This window comes from Neobacillus sp. SuZ13 (genome assembly GCF_030123365.1).
Classification (GTDB): Bacteria; Bacillota; Bacilli; order Bacillales; family Cytobacillaceae; genus Neobacillus.
Genome location: NZ_CP126107.1, coordinates 5969188 through 5984912, shown reverse-complemented (window position 1 = coordinate 5984912; position 15725 = coordinate 5969188). Strand labels below are relative to the sequence as shown.

At 41.5% G+C, this 15725-nt stretch carries 14 protein-coding genes; 12 read left to right on the top strand and 2 right to left on the bottom strand.

What is annotated here, in order from left to right:
- Positions 1-18: 18 nt before the first annotated feature.
- The 7 genes from QNH17_RS29375 to QNH17_RS29345 all read left to right on the top strand — a co-directional run bounded on the left by QNH17_RS29375 (position 19) and on the right by QNH17_RS29345 (position 8527).
- A complete protein-coding gene (locus QNH17_RS29375; protein WP_481858557.1) occupies positions 19-1830 on the top strand; it encodes an ABC transporter ATP-binding protein in 1812 nt (603 codons plus the stop codon).
- A 508-nt stretch (positions 1831-2338) separates the two neighbouring features.
- Positions 2339-3544 (top strand): MFS transporter, encoded by a 1206-nt coding sequence (locus tag QNH17_RS29370; protein WP_283876799.1) that lies wholly within the window; start codon positions 2339-2341, stop codon positions 3542-3544.
- 317 nt (positions 3545-3861) lie between these two features.
- Complete coding sequence (locus tag QNH17_RS29365; RefSeq protein WP_283876798.1) at positions 3862-5034, top strand: ABC transporter substrate-binding protein; 1173 nt, start codon at positions 3862-3864, stop codon at positions 5032-5034.
- Positions 5035-5197: 163 nt separating this feature from the next.
- A complete protein-coding gene (locus QNH17_RS29360) occupies positions 5198-6076 on the top strand; it encodes a branched-chain amino acid ABC transporter permease (RefSeq protein WP_026568127.1) in 879 nt (292 codons plus the stop codon).
- Positions 6077-6091: 15 nt separating this feature from the next.
- Positions 6092-7066 carry a branched-chain amino acid ABC transporter permease gene (locus QNH17_RS29355; RefSeq protein ID WP_283876797.1) on the top strand — a complete coding sequence of 325 codons (975 nt, stop codon included), beginning with the start codon at positions 6092-6094 and terminating at the stop codon, positions 7064-7066.
- Positions 7041-7820 (top strand): ABC transporter ATP-binding protein, encoded by a 780-nt coding sequence (locus tag QNH17_RS29350; protein WP_283876796.1) that lies wholly within the window; start codon positions 7041-7043, stop codon positions 7818-7820. Before QNH17_RS29355 ends, QNH17_RS29350 begins: the two co-directional genes overlap by 26 nt.
- Complete coding sequence (locus QNH17_RS29345) at positions 7820-8527, top strand: ABC transporter ATP-binding protein (protein ID WP_144551853.1); 708 nt, start codon at positions 7820-7822, stop codon at positions 8525-8527. Before QNH17_RS29350 ends, QNH17_RS29345 begins: the two co-directional genes overlap by 1 nt.
- A gap of 50 nt (positions 8528-8577) precedes the next feature.
- On the opposite strand, the gene QNH17_RS29340 is transcribed toward QNH17_RS29345, so the two are convergent.
- Positions 8578-10386 carry a TIGR04190 family B12-binding domain/radical SAM domain protein gene (locus QNH17_RS29340; protein WP_283876795.1) on the bottom strand — a complete coding sequence of 603 codons (1809 nt, stop codon included), beginning with the start codon at positions 10384-10386 and terminating at the stop codon, positions 8578-8580.
- A gap of 283 nt (positions 10387-10669) precedes the next feature.
- Here QNH17_RS29340 and ybaK point away from each other — a divergent pair, with 283 nt between their 5' ends.
- The 3 genes from ybaK (at position 10670) to QNH17_RS29325 (ending at position 13101) form a co-directional block, all read left to right on the top strand.
- A complete protein-coding gene (gene ybaK / locus QNH17_RS29335; RefSeq protein WP_283876794.1) occupies positions 10670-11146 on the top strand; it encodes a Cys-tRNA(Pro) deacylase in 477 nt (158 codons plus the stop codon).
- A gap of 95 nt (positions 11147-11241) precedes the next feature.
- A complete protein-coding gene (locus QNH17_RS29330) occupies positions 11242-12345 on the top strand; it encodes a PRK06851 family protein (RefSeq protein WP_283876793.1) in 1104 nt (367 codons plus the stop codon).
- Positions 12346-12492: 147 nt separating this feature from the next.
- Positions 12493-13101, top strand: a complete 609-nt coding sequence (locus tag QNH17_RS29325) for a hypothetical protein (protein WP_283876792.1) — start codon at positions 12493-12495, stop codon at positions 13099-13101.
- A gap of 738 nt (positions 13102-13839) precedes the next feature.
- Here the strand turns inward: QNH17_RS29325 and QNH17_RS29320 are convergent.
- Positions 13840-13998, bottom strand: coding sequence for a hypothetical protein (locus tag QNH17_RS29320; protein ID WP_283879631.1), 159 nt, complete (start codon positions 13996-13998; stop codon positions 13840-13842).
- Between the two features lie 120 nt (positions 13999-14118).
- Here QNH17_RS29320 and QNH17_RS29315 point away from each other — a divergent pair, with 120 nt between their 5' ends.
- Positions 14119-14787, top strand: coding sequence for a DNA alkylation repair protein (locus QNH17_RS29315; RefSeq protein ID WP_283876791.1), 669 nt, complete (start codon positions 14119-14121; stop codon positions 14785-14787).
- A gap of 71 nt (positions 14788-14858) precedes the next feature.
- On the top strand, positions 14859-15713 hold the full coding sequence (locus QNH17_RS29310) for a Cof-type HAD-IIB family hydrolase (RefSeq protein ID WP_283876790.1): 855 nt from the start codon (positions 14859-14861) through the stop codon (positions 15711-15713).
- Positions 15714-15725 lie beyond the last annotated feature (12 nt).

Here is a 15725-nt window from a genome sequence, read left to right as displayed (position 1 = left end):
CCCGCAACCCCGCCGCCAATGCGACCTGGCGGATTTGGCGGTGCTCATCGCCGCGGCCCGGTTGTAAAGCCGAAGAACTTTAAAGGAACGCTAAAAAGGCTGTGGGAATACTTCGGCAAAGAGCGAAAAATGCTGTCGGTCATTTTTATCTTTATAGTGATTGATTCTGCCCTGATGCTGCTTGCCCCCTTCCTGATTGGGAAAGCAATTGATGCGATGAGTAGTCAGGGCGGTAAAGTCGATTTTGGCTTTCTTGAAGTGATGATTGCCATTTTGGTAGCTGCTTATGTGTCAGACAGTTTGCTTACTTTTTTACAAGGCTGGCTGATGGCAGGTGTATCGCAGCGGATTGTCAAACGCTTACGAGATGCCCTTTTTAAAAAGTTACAAAGCTTGCCGGTATCATTTTTCGACGCTCGTTCACATGGTGAGTTAATGAGCAGGCTTTCAAACGATGTTGATAACGTGAGTAACACCATCTCGCAATCGACGACGCAATTAATGTCCGGAGTGGTCATTATTACCGGGTCATTAATATTGATGCTTCTAATAAGCCCGTTATTAACGCTGGCAAGCTTAATTACCGTACCGCTCGTCTTTTTATTGACGAGGACGATTGCGAAACGGACCAGTGTTTTTTTTAAAGACCAACAAGTCCAGCTCGGAAAATTAAATGGACATATTGAGGAAACTATATCTGGAATTGAAATTGTTAAAGCTTTTAATCATGAGGAGAAAGTCATTGAAGAGTTTGATGTGGTTAATACAAGATTGCGTGAAGTCGGCCTCAAGGCGCAAATCTGGTCCGGGTTTTTGATGCCAATCATGAACGTGATCAATAACCTAGGCTTTGCTATCGTCGCCGTAGTTGGTGGAATTCTTGCGGTAAAAAGCATCATCACGGTTGGGGCGATTGCTAGTTTCATTACCTACTCGAGGCAATTCGTCCGCCCGCTTAATGATTTGGCTAATATTTTTAATATTCTTCAGTCCGGCGTGGCTGGTGCAGAGCGCGTCTTTGAAATCATCGATGAACAAGAGGAACCGCTCGACCATCCTCACGCTATTAATTTAGAAAAGCCAAGAGGCCATGTTATTTTTGAAAATGTTAGTTTTGGATATCGGGCCGATGTTCCGATTCTAAAAAATGTCAGCTTTGAAGCTGTTATCGGCAGCAGTACCGCCCTCGTTGGTCCAACCGGTGCTGGGAAAACAACAATTGTAAACTTGCTGACGAGATTTTATGACGTGACCAGTGGACGCATTCTGCTTGATGGCCATGATATTCGTGAGTACACACGGGACAGTTTGCGGAGCTGTTTTGGATTTGTCCTCCAGGATACGTATTTATTCTCTGGGACAATCAAGGAAAATATCAAGTATGGAAATGCGCAGGCAACCGACGACGAGGTCGAGCGTGCGGCGAAGATGGCCAATGCCGACACGTTTATTAAGCGGCTGCCCAACCAATATGACACGGTCTTAACCGAAAATGGCGGCAATTTAAGTCAAGGACAGCGGCAGCTGTTAGCGATAGCGAGAGTGATCCTAGCGAAGCCTGCTTTGCTCATCCTAGATGAGGCAACGAGCAGTATTGACACTCGAACCGAGCTTCATATTCAAGAAGCCTTACTATCCTTGATGGAGAACCGGACCAGTTTCATCATTGCCCACCGCCTCAACACAATTCAGGGTGCTGATACCATCATGGTCATCGACCACGGAGAAATCATCGAGAACGGTAATCACGAGGAATTAATGAGCCAGGAAGGTAAATATTATAGTATGTTTTATAATCAATTCAAAAACGTGGACGCGGGTTTAGAATGATGTGGAGACTGGGGAACCAGTCTTTTTTTTGTACATAATTTAGCTTTCATTACTCAAGGGATGATATTTAGGTTGCTGAGGTGGAGACGCTTTGGATTAACCGATGAATGGACTTTTGGCTTGTAGCGGTAGAAGGAGGCCCTTGGATTAACCGATGAATGGACTTTTGGCTTGTAGCGGTAAAAGGAGGCGCCTTGGATTGCCCGATGAATGGACTTTTGGCTTGTAGCGGTAAAAGGAGACGCCTTGGATTGACCGTTGAAGCATCCTTTAACATATAGCCGTAAATGAACCACCCTCGGAGCGATGTTTTTTTAAATGCTAAATGCCCCATCCCATGTTATTTCCCTATAAAATCCCAAATATCTCTATCAAAAAATGACACTAAATAATGACAACTGTAAAGACACTTGGTAGAATACTAATGATTAATAGAATTTTTCTGTACCTAAACTTAAGAAATTTAGGGAATAATGTAAAAAATAGCTACAAGCTTAGGGGGATCGACATGAACAACAAAAAGGAAATATCAGGCCGGAGATTGCTTGGCATCGCCGGGATGGGCTGGATGTTCGATGCTATGGACGTCGGCATGCTTTCATTTATCATCGCAGCCTTAAAAGTAGAATGGGATCTAACTCCTGGACAGATGGGCTGGATTGGGAGTATCAATTCAATCGGGATGGCCGTTGGGGCACTTATTTTTGGTTTAATGGCAGATAAAATCGGCCGTAAAAATGTATTTATCATCACTTTATTATTATTTTCTATCGGAAGCGGTCTTTCCGCGCTTGCAACAACACTAGGTGTCTTTTTAGCGCTAAGATTTTTCATTGGCGCAGGTCTTGGGGGAGAACTGCCAGTTGCCTCGACCCTTGTATCAGAAAGTGTCCCTGCTGAAAAACGCGGCAGAGTGGTTGTCCTGTTGGAGAGTTTTTGGGCAGGCGGATGGTTGGTATCCGCCCTTATTTCCTACTTTATCATTCCAAAGTATGGCTGGCAGATTGCCTTAATTATTAGTGCTATTCCTGCTTTGTATGCCTTATATTTACGAATTGGTTTACCTGACTCGCCGCGCTTTACAGCATTAAAGAAAACCGAAAGAATCTCTGCTTTTCAAAGCTTTGCAAAATTATGGTCGAAAGAGTATCGCCGTCAGACCGCAATGCTGTGGATCGTCTGGTTTTGTGTCGTCTTTTCCTATTATGGGATGTTCCTTTGGCTTCCAAGCGTCATGGGTATGAAGGGCTTTAGCTTAGTAAAAAGCTTTGAATATGTTCTAATTATGACCTTAGCACAGCTGCCAGGTTACTTCACGGCCGCATGGTTTATCGAAAAGTTCGGAAGGAAATTTGTCTTAGTCGTTTATTTACTCGGAACTGCAGTCAGTGCCTATTTCTTTGGAACGGCAGATTCCACGGCTCAATTGCTGACAGCGGGTATCCTTTTATCATTTTTTAATCTTGGAGCTTGGGGCGGCCTTTATGCCTACTCACCAGAACAATACCCAACGATCATCCGTGGAACGGGTACTGGGATGGCTGCTTCGTTTGGACGGATCGGCGGGGTTCTTGGACCATTATTGGTAGGGTCGCTTGTTACAAAAAACGTGTCGATTTCAACCATTTTCACGATTTTCTGTATCGCTGTCCTTGTCGGTGCTCTTTCGGTCCTCTTTTTGGGAAAAGAAACGAAAAGAAAAGAATTAGTATAATAATTTTGGGTGTAGAGATTCCTTAATTTGGAGTCTCTTTCTTTTATTGTAAATAGGGAAACATATTTAACTAAAATATTTGAAAAACAGTACTTTTCCCCCTAATATAAGCAAATCCTTTTGGACTTTAGTGGAATAAAGTTTTTGTTTTGATAAAACAGTATTTTTAATATATTGCAAATTATTTTAAAATAATGTATAATACCACTAGACGAACCCCTAAATATTATGTACAATGTTTTCAGAATATTATCTTTTTTTAAAACAGTTAGACAAAAGTAGTTGGGAAAATTTTTCAAAAAATTAGGGGGTAAGTCATGAGGAAGAGAAAATTAGCTGGTGTATTTATGTCTTTTATGGTAGCAGCAGGGGTGTTGGCAGGATGTAATTCAAGTGCTAGTGGTGATGGGGAAAAAGGCGGCGATATTAAAATTGGTGCCAACCTTGAACTATCTGGCGGAGTAGCTTCTTATGGTCAATCAGCAAAAGAAGGTATTGAATTAGCCATCGAAGAAATTAACAAAGAAGGAATTAATGGCAAAAAATTGAAATTAGTAACAGTCGACAATAAGTCGGATGCAGCTGAGGCAACGAATGGTGCACTGAAACTTGCTACTCAAGATAAAGTAGTGGCAATGATTGGGGCAGCAACAAGTACAAACACATTAGCTCAAGTACAGATTGCTCAAGATAACAAAATTCCATTAATCACACCAACTGCAACAAACGCTACGATCACAAATAAAGACGGAAAGCTAAATGACTTTGTCTTCCGTACATGCTTTATCGACCCATTCCAAGGTACAGTTGCAGCGAACTTTGCAACCAATGATTTAAAGGTTAAGAGTGCGGCTGTTTTAATTGATAGCTCAAGCGACTACTCTAAAGGTCTTGCTGCTTCTTTCAAAAAGAATTTTGAAGCAAATGGCGGGAAAATTGTTAAAGAAGAAGCATATGTGGCAAAGGATACAGATTTCCGTGCTACTTTAACAAATATTAAAGCAGCAAATCCAGAATATATCTTTGTTCCTGGTTTCTATGAAGAAGTAGGGTTAATTATCAAACAAGCTCGTGAGCTTGGCTTAAATGTACCAATCATGGGTGGTGACGGTTGGGATTCTCCTAAACTAGTAGAAATCGCTGGCGCAAAAACACTTAATAACACATTTATTACAAACCACTACTCTTCAGGTGATAGTGATAAGAAGGTTCAAGAATTCGTTTCTGCATTCAAAGCGAAATACGATGGTAAATCACCAGATGCCTTTACAGCTCTAGGTTATGACACAGTATACTTCCTTGCTGATGCGATTAAGCGTGCAGGAAGCAGTGATTCTAGTAAAATTCAAAAGGCGCTTGAAGAGACTGATGGATTAGAGCTTGTTTCAGGTAAAGTGAAGCTTGATAAAAACCATGATCCAATCAAAGCAGCAGTTATCCTTGAGTACAAGAACGGTGAACAACAATTTAAGACAAAAATCAACCCATAATAGTATCTGCTAGACAAATTTTCATAGTTTGCCAGAGGGATAGGGAGCGTAATGTCTCCCTATTCCACTTTCTAAAAGAAATGCAAGTTTCCCAACATGTAAACATTGTTAATTGTATTTAAAAAAAGATTCGTTGAAGTCGGTCCAAAGGAGTGTAAGACATATGGAATTAATACAGCAGCTTGTCAATGGAATTTCCTTGGGCAGTATTTATGCACTAATTGCCCTAGGTTACACAATGGTATACGGTATTGTAAAACTAATTAACTTTGCCCATGGGGATGTCTTCATGGTCGGTGCATTTATAGGTTTCTATTCCATTACTATTCTTGATTTAGGATTTTTCCCGGCATTACTTATTTCAATGGTTGCCTGTGCAATCTTCGGTGTATTAATTGAGAGGATTGCCTATAAACCTCTCCGAAATGCAACAAGAATCGCTGCCCTTATTACAGCGATTGGAGTCTCGCTGTTTATCGAGTATGGAACCATCTATATCCGCGGTGCTCAGCCGGAAGCTTATCCAGATGGAATCGTTCCACTAAAAACCCTTGAAATTTTTGGGGTAAAAATTAGCGGTCAGTCCATCCTTATTTTAGGAACATCTGTCATCTTAATGATTTTACTGCAATTTATCGTTCATAAAACAAAAATTGGTAAAGCCATGCGGGCTGTATCACATGACATGGATGCTGCAAGATTAATGGGAATCAATGTAAATAACACGATTTCAGCAACTTTTGCGATCGGTTCTGCCCTAGCAGGAGCGGCGGGCGTTGTCTTTGGGGTATACTATACAAAAATTGAGCCGTTAATGGGAATTATCCCAGGGCTTAAAGCGTTTGTCGCAGCCGTTTTAGGTGGAATTGGAATTATTCCTGGCGCGATGACCGGTGGTTTATTGTTAGGGGTTATTGAGTCACTTGTAAGTGCTGCAGGTTACTCTCTATGGAGAGACGGAGTAGCGTTTGTTGTACTTATCTTAATTTTGATTTTCCGTCCAGCTGGCTTATTTGGTAAAAATATCAGGGAAAAGGTGTAAGGAGGTCTTTAAGCAATGACAATTTTAAAACAAGCAAAATTTTTCTGGACCTCGATCGTTTTAGCCGTAGTATTTGCGGTCGTCATGCAATTTTTAATTAATGGTGGTTCATTGAATCAGTTTTATGTAAATACGCTATTTTTTATTGGAATAAATATTATTCTTGCAGTAAGTCTTCATTTAATTATTGGTATTACCGGTCAGTTTTCGATTGGACATGCTGGGTTCCTTGCCGTTGGTGCCTATGCCTCAGCCATTATGACAATGAAATTTAGCCTCCCATTTCCAGTGGCCCTTCTTGTTGGCGGTGTAGCTGCAGCAGTAGCCGGTCTCATTATTGGGATTCCTTCCCTTCGATTAAAAGGTGACTATCTAGCGATTGCCACACTTGGATTCGGTGAGATTGTAAGAATTGTCTTCTTAAATATTGATTACGTCGGTGGAGCAAGCGGAATGACAGTTTCCCACTTTACCACATGGCCATGGTTGATCGGTTGTGTTATTTTAACAATTGTAGTAATTGCAAACTTTACAAATTCGACTCATGGTCGTGCGTGTATTTCGATAAGAGAAAATGAAATTGCTGCCGATGCGATGGGGATTAATACAACTTATTATAAGGTAACAGCTTTTGCCATCGGTGCATTTTTTGCCGGAATTGCTGGTGCATTATATGCACATAACTTTTATATTATCCAGCCAACAAACTTTGGATTCTTGAAATCTTTTGATATTTTAATATTCGTTGTTCTAGGCGGGCTAGGTAGTATGTCAGGAGCAGTGATTGCTGCAATCCTGTTAACAATCATTTCAACTTATCTATCTAGCTATCCAGAGGTTCGGATGGTTATATACAGTCTTGTCCTAATCGTGATGATGCTTTTCCGTCCGCAAGGCCTGCTCGGCACAAAAGAAATTACCTCATTCTTTAAAGTTGGTAAAGCGGCTAAAGGAGGAGTAAAGCATGACAACAAAAACCCAGTTGCTTAAAGTAGAAAATGTCGGGATTCGTTTCGGCGGTTTAAAAGCTGTATCTGATGTAAACTTGCAATTAAATCAGGGTGAACTTGTCGGTTTAATTGGCCCCAATGGTGCAGGTAAAACCACATTTTTTAACTTGCTAACAGGTGTCTATGTTCCAACGGAGGGAACTATTTCGTTAACTGGTGAAAAACTTAATGGATTAGCACCCTATAAAATCACCAAAAAAGGAATCAGCCGGACCTTCCAAAACATTCGCTTGTTTAGTGATCTGTCTGTTCTCGATAATGTAAAGGTCGCTTATCATTCATTGGCTAAGCATTCGATGGTAAGCTCTATCTTCCGCCTTCCAGCTCACTTTACTGGTGAAAAGGAAATGGAAGAAAAGGCAATTGAATTCTTGAAAATCTTCAAGTTGGAAAATGTAATGCACGAGAAAGCAAAGAACTTACCGTATGGTCAGCAGCGTCGCCTTGAAATTGCCCGGGCATTAGCAGCCGGACCAAAATTATTACTGCTTGATGAACCGGCTGCCGGGATGAACCCGCAGGAAACAGAAGAATTAATGAACTTAATTGCGTTAATCCGTGAGAAATTTTCATTAACAATCCTCTTAATTGAACATGACATGGGTCTTGTTATGGGTGTGTGCGAGCGCATCTATGTGCTTGACCATGGACAATTAATTGCGGATGGGACACCAGAACAAATCAGAAATAATCCAAAAGTCATCGAAGCCTATCTTGGAGAGGAGGTCTCCTAATGCTAAAAGTAAATGATATAAATGTTTATTATGGTAATATCCACGCATTAAAGGGGGTTTCCCTCGAGATCAATCAGGGAGAAATTGTTACGTTGATTGGTGCTAATGGTGCAGGAAAAAGTACACTTTTACAAACAATATCAGGACTATTGAAACCGAAAAATGGTGAAGTATTGTTTGAGGGTGAACATGTAGCCGGGAAGGTCCCGCAATCAATTGTGAAACGGGGAATTTCACAAGTACCGGAAGGCCGCCGCGTGTTCTCGAACATGTCAGTGGAGGAAAACCTTGAATTAGGTGCGTACTTGAGGAAAGATAAAAAAGGGATTCAAGAAGATTTTGAAAAGGTATATCAATTGTTCCCACGGTTGTTAGAGCGTAAAAAGCAGCAATCAGGTACCCTTTCAGGCGGAGAGCAGCAAATGCTCGCGATGGGAAGAGCATTGATGGCTAGGCCGCGTTTATTGCTGTTAGATGAGCCGTCCATGGGTCTTGCTCCTCTATTAGTAAAAACGATTTTCAAAATTATCGAGGAAATCAATAAAACAGGCACAACGATTCTATTAGTAGAGCAAAATGCCAATATGGCCCTCTCGATCGCTGACCGTGCTTATGTTATTGAAACAGGAAAAATTGTCGCTTCTGGTACAGCCGAAGAGCTTAGCTCGAGCGACCAAATTAGAAATGCTTATCTTGGCGGGCATTAATTCGATTTGCCTTCAAAAAGGAGTTGGGGATCCCCCAACTCCTTTTAACATTATATCTTCATTTTCCGTTGTTCAGGTTCCAGCCGGAATTGCTGTCGCCGTTTCGGCTGCATTAGATGTCTAATTTTGTTTGCATAATCCTCATACAACTGTTCAAGTCCTACTAATGTTAGTGAAAAGAAGTTAGCGTAATTCTTTTGGACTTCCCACTTTAAATCGTTCTTTCCACAAATACTATATTTATTTAGCTCTTCTATTTCCTCCCGAATCCTCGCTAATTTTGCTCCTTGCTGCTCTTTAGGAAGCGAGAGAACATAGTCTATTTTTGCAATATAATTAATCGATTTCTCAATCTTCCAATTGATTTCAAGATACCCGTCTTCATCAATCAGCCCATATTTTAATTTAAATTCATTTAGTAGTTTAGCAGATTCATAGGTGGAATTCACAATATCATCACGGGTCATATCTTTAGTCTCATAGCTAAGCATATGCTTCCAAGATGGCTGGGTGATCGCCTTGCGGTGGTCCTCAAGGGTATGGCAGAACTTTTTATAGCCGTGCAGCTCAGGATGTTCAAAGGCTGGGCTGGCAGGATCTAGGAACGGTGCAAGCGGTGCAACGAAATAGAAAATCCGTTTGTCTTGATGACAGGCAAGATGAATCTTTTCACAGAAATCAATGTTTTCTAAGGCGCTGTCATACGTTTGGCCTGGAATTCCAACCATGAAGAATAGATCGATTTTTTTACAGCCATGCTTTAAGGCAAAATTGAGCGTATCGATGACTTTTGAGTTGGTACAATTAAATTTCCCATTGTAACGTCTAATCTTTTCATCATGGGTTTCAAGCGTGATTTCAATACTATATTTTGGAACGCTTTCATTCATTTGTTGAAAGAATTCTTCATCGGCATACTGGAATAATTCAAAAACGACTTCATTTTTGAGATTAAGTTCTTTCAGTCGGCTAAAAAATTCTTTTACATATTCACGTCCACCCTGGTGTAAATCATGCAGGATAAAAATGGGTGCCCGGCTAAAGCGGGAAATGAATTTAATATCTTCGATGAGCTTTTCGGGCGACCGTAAGGCAAGCGAATTGCGGTTACAGTTTTGATCATAAGCATCCTTAGAACCGCCGCAAATGAGGCAGTTCTGTGAGCAGCCTCGCGCTGTTAGTAAGGCCGTGTTCGGGTACTGCAGCCAGCCGTTGTATGGCAGCGGGTCAAGGAAGTTCCGATATTTAAAGACAGAGCGTATCGCATAGCGATATCCCGGCACATCTAGATCATCTAAATCCTTTGGTACATAGGTAAGTGGATTGTAGCCAATATCGTCGCCCTTCTTCCACGTTAAATTGGGGATGTCAGCATAGTGGGTATTCCCTTGTTCGATTTTATTTATCAACAGCAGCATCAATTTTTCAGTGGAATCACCGCGCATAACAAAATCGATACACGGATAATCAATCAATTCTTTATGATAATAGGTCGAAGACAGGCCTCCAAAAATCACCGGGGTATCAGGATGAAGCTTTTTAACCACTCTAGCTAACTCGATGCTGCCGTGTGCATGTGGAAGCCAGTGTAAGTCAATTCCGAAGGCCTTTGTTTGGATGTTCTTTAACTTTGCTTCGACATCAAATTTGTCACTCATGAGCATGCGATTGGCGATATTAATGATTTTCACTCGAAGACCGTACCTTTCCAGGTATTCCGCGATACTGGTAATGCCAATTGGGTACATTTCAAATACGGGTGATGAGGGAACTACATCACTTATGGGACCGGCAAGCAGGGAGTTTTTTCGAAAATCATAGACGCTTGGTGCATGCAAAAGGACTAAATCGTATTTCATTTATTTCACCTCATGGAAAATAGTATAGAAAACAGCGTCTTTCTATATGTTTGTATAATGTTTGTGAAGTATTGAACATAAACGGTTTTTAAATAGTAATAATGAAGATATTATCTATTTTGGAAATGAAAGTAATTAATAATTGTTAATTTTAGTGTACTATAATAATTATTTATTATAGTGACAAATGGGTGACAGATTCTGGGTGATTTTGTGTAAATTCTACTAATCCAGTATGCTAGAAACTAGTTTGTAGTCTTCAAAGTCAGGGAGGAATGAAAACGTGGCACAACCAAAAACGAATGCGATGCGCATTTTAGATGCAAAAAAGGTCAGCTATGACATGTTTACCTATGATAATAAAGATGGAAAAATTGACGGTGTCTCTGTTGCTGAGAAAATTGGTAAGAATCCTAAGGAAGTCTATAAGACTCTCGTTGCACAGGGTGCAAGCAAGAATATCTATGTCTTCGTTATTCCCGTTGCTGAGGAATTGGATTTAAAAAAGGCCGCGAAGGCAGCTGGTGAAAAGAACATTGAAATGCTTCCCGTCAAGGATATTCAGAAATGGACAGGGTATATCCGCGGCGGCTGTTCGCCGATCGGTATGAAAAAGGAGTATAAGACGTTTATTGATGAACATGCCAAGGGGTTGGAGATCATCATTGTCAGTGCCGGGAAAATTGGTGTTCAAATTGCTTTAGACCCTGACCAATTGCAAGAGGTCACAAAAGCTGACATTGTCCCGATCATTAAGTAAGATTTTTTTACTAGGCACTCACCTATAGGTGGCAATCGCATAAGATAGGGTGAAATTATCTTTCGAGTGTCACGATAAAAGGGAGTGTTGATTCAGTGGCAGGAAAAATTAAAAACTACTTTGCTGGCGGTAATACAGCTAGAGGTTTTCATAATTTATACGATTCAAATCTTCAAGGTCTCGACCGGCTATTTATTTTAAAAGGCGGACCAGGAACAGGTAAATCCTCACTTATGAAAAAAATCGGCAATGAGTGGCTTGAAAAGGGCTATGATGTTGAATTCTTACATTGTTCTTCCGATAATAATTCCATTGATGGCGTGATTGTCCCGGCGTTAAAGGTGGGAATCGTTGATGGAACCGCCCCGCATGTGATTGAACCAAAGGCACCAGGTGCGGTGGATGAGTATATTAACCTCGGTGAGGCTTGGAATGCCCGTGCCTTAGCGATCCATAAAAGTACAATCCTGAAGTTAACCAATCAAATCAGCCAGTCCTTTCATAAGGCATATGATACGTTTAAAGAAGCATTGGATATTCATGATGATTGGGAAAAGATCTATATCAACAGCATGGATTTTAAGAAGGCAGACCAATTAACGGACAAATTAATTGATACTTTCTTTGGAAAAATGAAGCTGAGTAAAAAATCAGATATCCGTCATCGCTTTTTAGGGGCAGCAACGCCTAAAGGAGCGGTTGATTATGTTCCGAATCTAACCGAAGAGATTCCAAAACGTTACTTTATTAAAGGGCGCCCAGGCTCTGGGAAGTCAACCATGCTGAAGAAGCTTGCGGCAGCGGCTGAAGTCAGAGGGGTGGATGTAGAGGTTTACCATTGTGGCTTTGACCCGCACAGCCTTGATATGGTTATTTTCAGAGAGCTAGGAATTGCGATCTTTGATAGCACGGCACCACATGAGTACTTCCCAAGCCGAGATGGCGATGAAATCATTGATATGTATGAACTACTAATCGCTCCAGGGACAGATGAAATTTTTGAAGAGATCATTACTAAAATTTCAACCAATTATAAAAATAAAATGAATGAGGCAATCTCCTATTTAGCAAGGGCAAAGGAACTTCATGATGAGTTAGAGGAAATATATATTGCTGCGATGGATTTCTCTGTTGTAGAACAGATCCAGAATAAAATTGCAGAGGAAATAAGAGAGTTAGCAGCAAGTAAAGTAGATTAACAAAATTTTCAAATAGGACTAATGTTTTACCTTTCACCAAATTAGGCAGGGCGCATACGTTAAAGGGAAAATTAAATAGAAGGGGATTAATAACCTTGGATCATTTCAATTACCCTCAGGGTCATGGTAGAATGCCTAATTTTCCTTATGAAAACAACTATCGGCAACAAACACAACCACCGCCGTACGGAGGAAGCCATCAACCGCCGCCGCCGCACGGAGGAGGCCATCAACTGCCGCCGTACGGAGGAGGCCATCAACCGCCGCCGCATGGAGGAGGCCATCAACCACCGCCGCACGGAGGAGGCCATCAACCGCCGCCACACGGAGGAGGTCATCAACCGCCGCCACATGGAGGAGGCCATCAACCACCGCCGCACGGAGGAGGTCATCAACCGCCGCCGCACGGAGGAGGTCATCAACCGCCGCCGCACGGGGGAGGTCATCAACCGCCGCCACATGGAGGAGGCCATCAACCGCCGCCACACGGAGGAGGTCATCAACCGCCGCCGCACGGGGGAGGTCATCAACCGCCGCCACATGGAGGAGGCCATCAACCGCCGCCACACGGGGGAGGATATCAACCGCCGCCGCATGGAGGAGGTTATCATCCACCATATGGAGGAGGCCCACATTATGGTGGTGCCCCGACCGGACCGCCACCAACCTTTATTCCGCATGAAACAGTTGGCTTATATGCGGTTGACCCAGGAGGAATTCGGCACTGTCTGTACCGCTATACTTATATTTGGTTGAGAAATGGTAGAAACTTCTGGTATTATCCGACTTATGTTGGCAGGACCTCTATTGCCGGATATCGCTGGAGTGGATATCACTGGGAATATTACGGAATGGATTTAAGCAGAATCAGGTCATTTAGTTGTCAATAACATGTAAGAACTGTCCTGAATAATGGGCAGTTCTTTTTTGATGACATTTATTTTCATGATTAAGGTTCAGAGTGGGCTCCTGCCTGCTAACAGGACTGTTATTATCCGCTCCAATCAACAGGGAGCAATTCAACTTTAAGAATTGCCACACCGTTCCTTTGTGCTCTTTATATACATGTCCTTTTACGATTTTTTCTAAAGGATTGTTGTTTTCTTAGATTCGCCCATTGGGACTGAAAATTAGCTCATTGTACATCGAAATTCGCTCATTGAGGCTGATAATTCGCCCATTAACCACCATAATTCGCCCATAGACTTGTTAGACCGTAAAAAAATTTATGAGATTTATTGTTTAAGGTGTAAATTTACACTGAAATGAGGCTTTGATGTGATTGACTTTGATTTAAAACTGCGAAGGAAGCCTATTTTATGTTGGCTTTCGGAATGAAAACCAAAAAGGTACCCTATATTTTATAAAAGAATTAAGGAGACAGATGGGCGGCCAATATCTTCATTGTAAAAGGACGGACTTTTTTAAAAAATAAAAGGCTGTCGAAAGTTTATCGACAGCCTGAATCGACTTTCTAAAGCCGATTTTTTCATTTTAAGAGTGCGGATTCGTTTTGCTTTGTTGACCCTTGTTGCGCTTATTACCTTTGCTATTATCACCGCTGACAAATTCGCTCGAGAATTCAGCCTCTGCATGACCTGCTTGCGGGGAGTTTTGATTCTTGCTGCCTTTGTTGTATTTCTTCGTCATCATCGATCCCTCCTTTTCTACTATGATTTAGTTTGGTTTCGAGTAAGTTGTTTATGCAGGTAAAATAAAGGTAATATTTGAATTATTAGATAGCGGACGGGAATTTTTTGAAAGGGTGATTGGATGCAGTCAAATATAGATTTGTTAACAAAACTATTTGAGGCAAATCGCAATGAAGCAAATGCTGGACCAATGGAGAAGTATATGAAAGACCACTTTCCTTTCCTTGGCATCAAGAAACCAGATCGAAGTGTGCTCGAGAAGCAATTTTTTCATGAAACTGGTTTGTTAAAGGAGCCGTTTAATCAACAGTTTATTCGCGATCTTTGGGCGAAGGATGAACGTGAATACCAATATACAGGATTGGTTTATATGGAAAAATCGTTAAAAAAGCTTGAGAAGAGGGATTTACCATTTATGGAGGAATTGATTCAAACCAAATCGTGGTGGGATACAGTTGATGCGATTTCCCCTAAACCGGTTGGGGAAATTGCCAAAAGGTTTCCTGACGTCGTGGCGGAAACAATTGATAGCTGGGCCACCCATGATTACCTTTGGCTGCGCAGGGCGGCACTTCTTTTTCAATTAAAGTATAAAGAGAACACAAATGAAGAGTTGCTTTATCAATACATACGCCTTAATGCGGACAGCAAGGAGTTTTTTATCCAAAAAGCCATTGGCTGGACGCTACGGGAATATTCAAAGACCAATCCTGATTCCGTGAAAAAATTTATCGAAGCGACAAAGCTAGCACCGTTAAGTGTTCGCGAAGGAAGTAAGTATTTAGCTTGAGCATTAGGGAGATAATGTTTTGGATAATCTGTTAAAATGGCAATAATGAAAAGGGATAGAGGGTGGACAGCATGATTAAATGTATTGCAACAGATATGGATGGAACATTATTGAATTCAGTTCAACAAATCAGCTCAGCGAATAAGGAAGCTATTTTAAAAGCGCAGTCACAAGGGGTTGAAGTAGTGGTTGCAACAGGCCGGTCGTATCAAGAGGCTACTTACGTCCTTTCTGAGGCGGGCTTAACCTGCCCAGTTATTTGTGTGAATGGCGCGGAAGTACGTTCCAAAGAGGGAGACGTTCTTTCAGCTACTCCAATCGGGAAACAATTAGCTCGTGAGGTTGCTGCAAGGCTTACAGAAAAGGACGTGTATTTCGAAGTTTACACAAATCAGGGTGCCTTCACGATTGACCCAGACAAGGCCGTTTCCATTCTTGTTGATATCGTGATGAGTGCGAACCCAGAAGCCAATCAGGCTGAAATCATTGAAGCCGCAGGGGCAAGAATCCGTGATGGCTTAATCCAAACAATTGAAGATTATGAACTGCTATTTGCGAATGATCAGTATCAAATCTATAAATTTCTGGTCTTCTCGTTTGATGGAGAAAAATTAGAAGCAGCAAATCAAGCATTAGCAGACTTAGAAGAACTTGCAATCGCATCTTCTGGTCATGAAAACCTCGAAATCACGAACCGTGAGGCTCAAAAGGGAATTGCACTTGAATCGTTTGTGAAAGAAAGAGGAATTGACTTGGCGGAAACGATGGCGATTGGTGATAATTATAATGATGTGTCGATGTTTGAAAAAGCCGGCAGATCAGTGGCGATGGGAAATGCCAATTATGAAATCAAATCTCTTTGTGATGTAATTACAGACACCAACGTAGAAAGCGGCGTAGCAAAGGCGATACTTGAAGTCATTTGAGGAAAGGCAGGA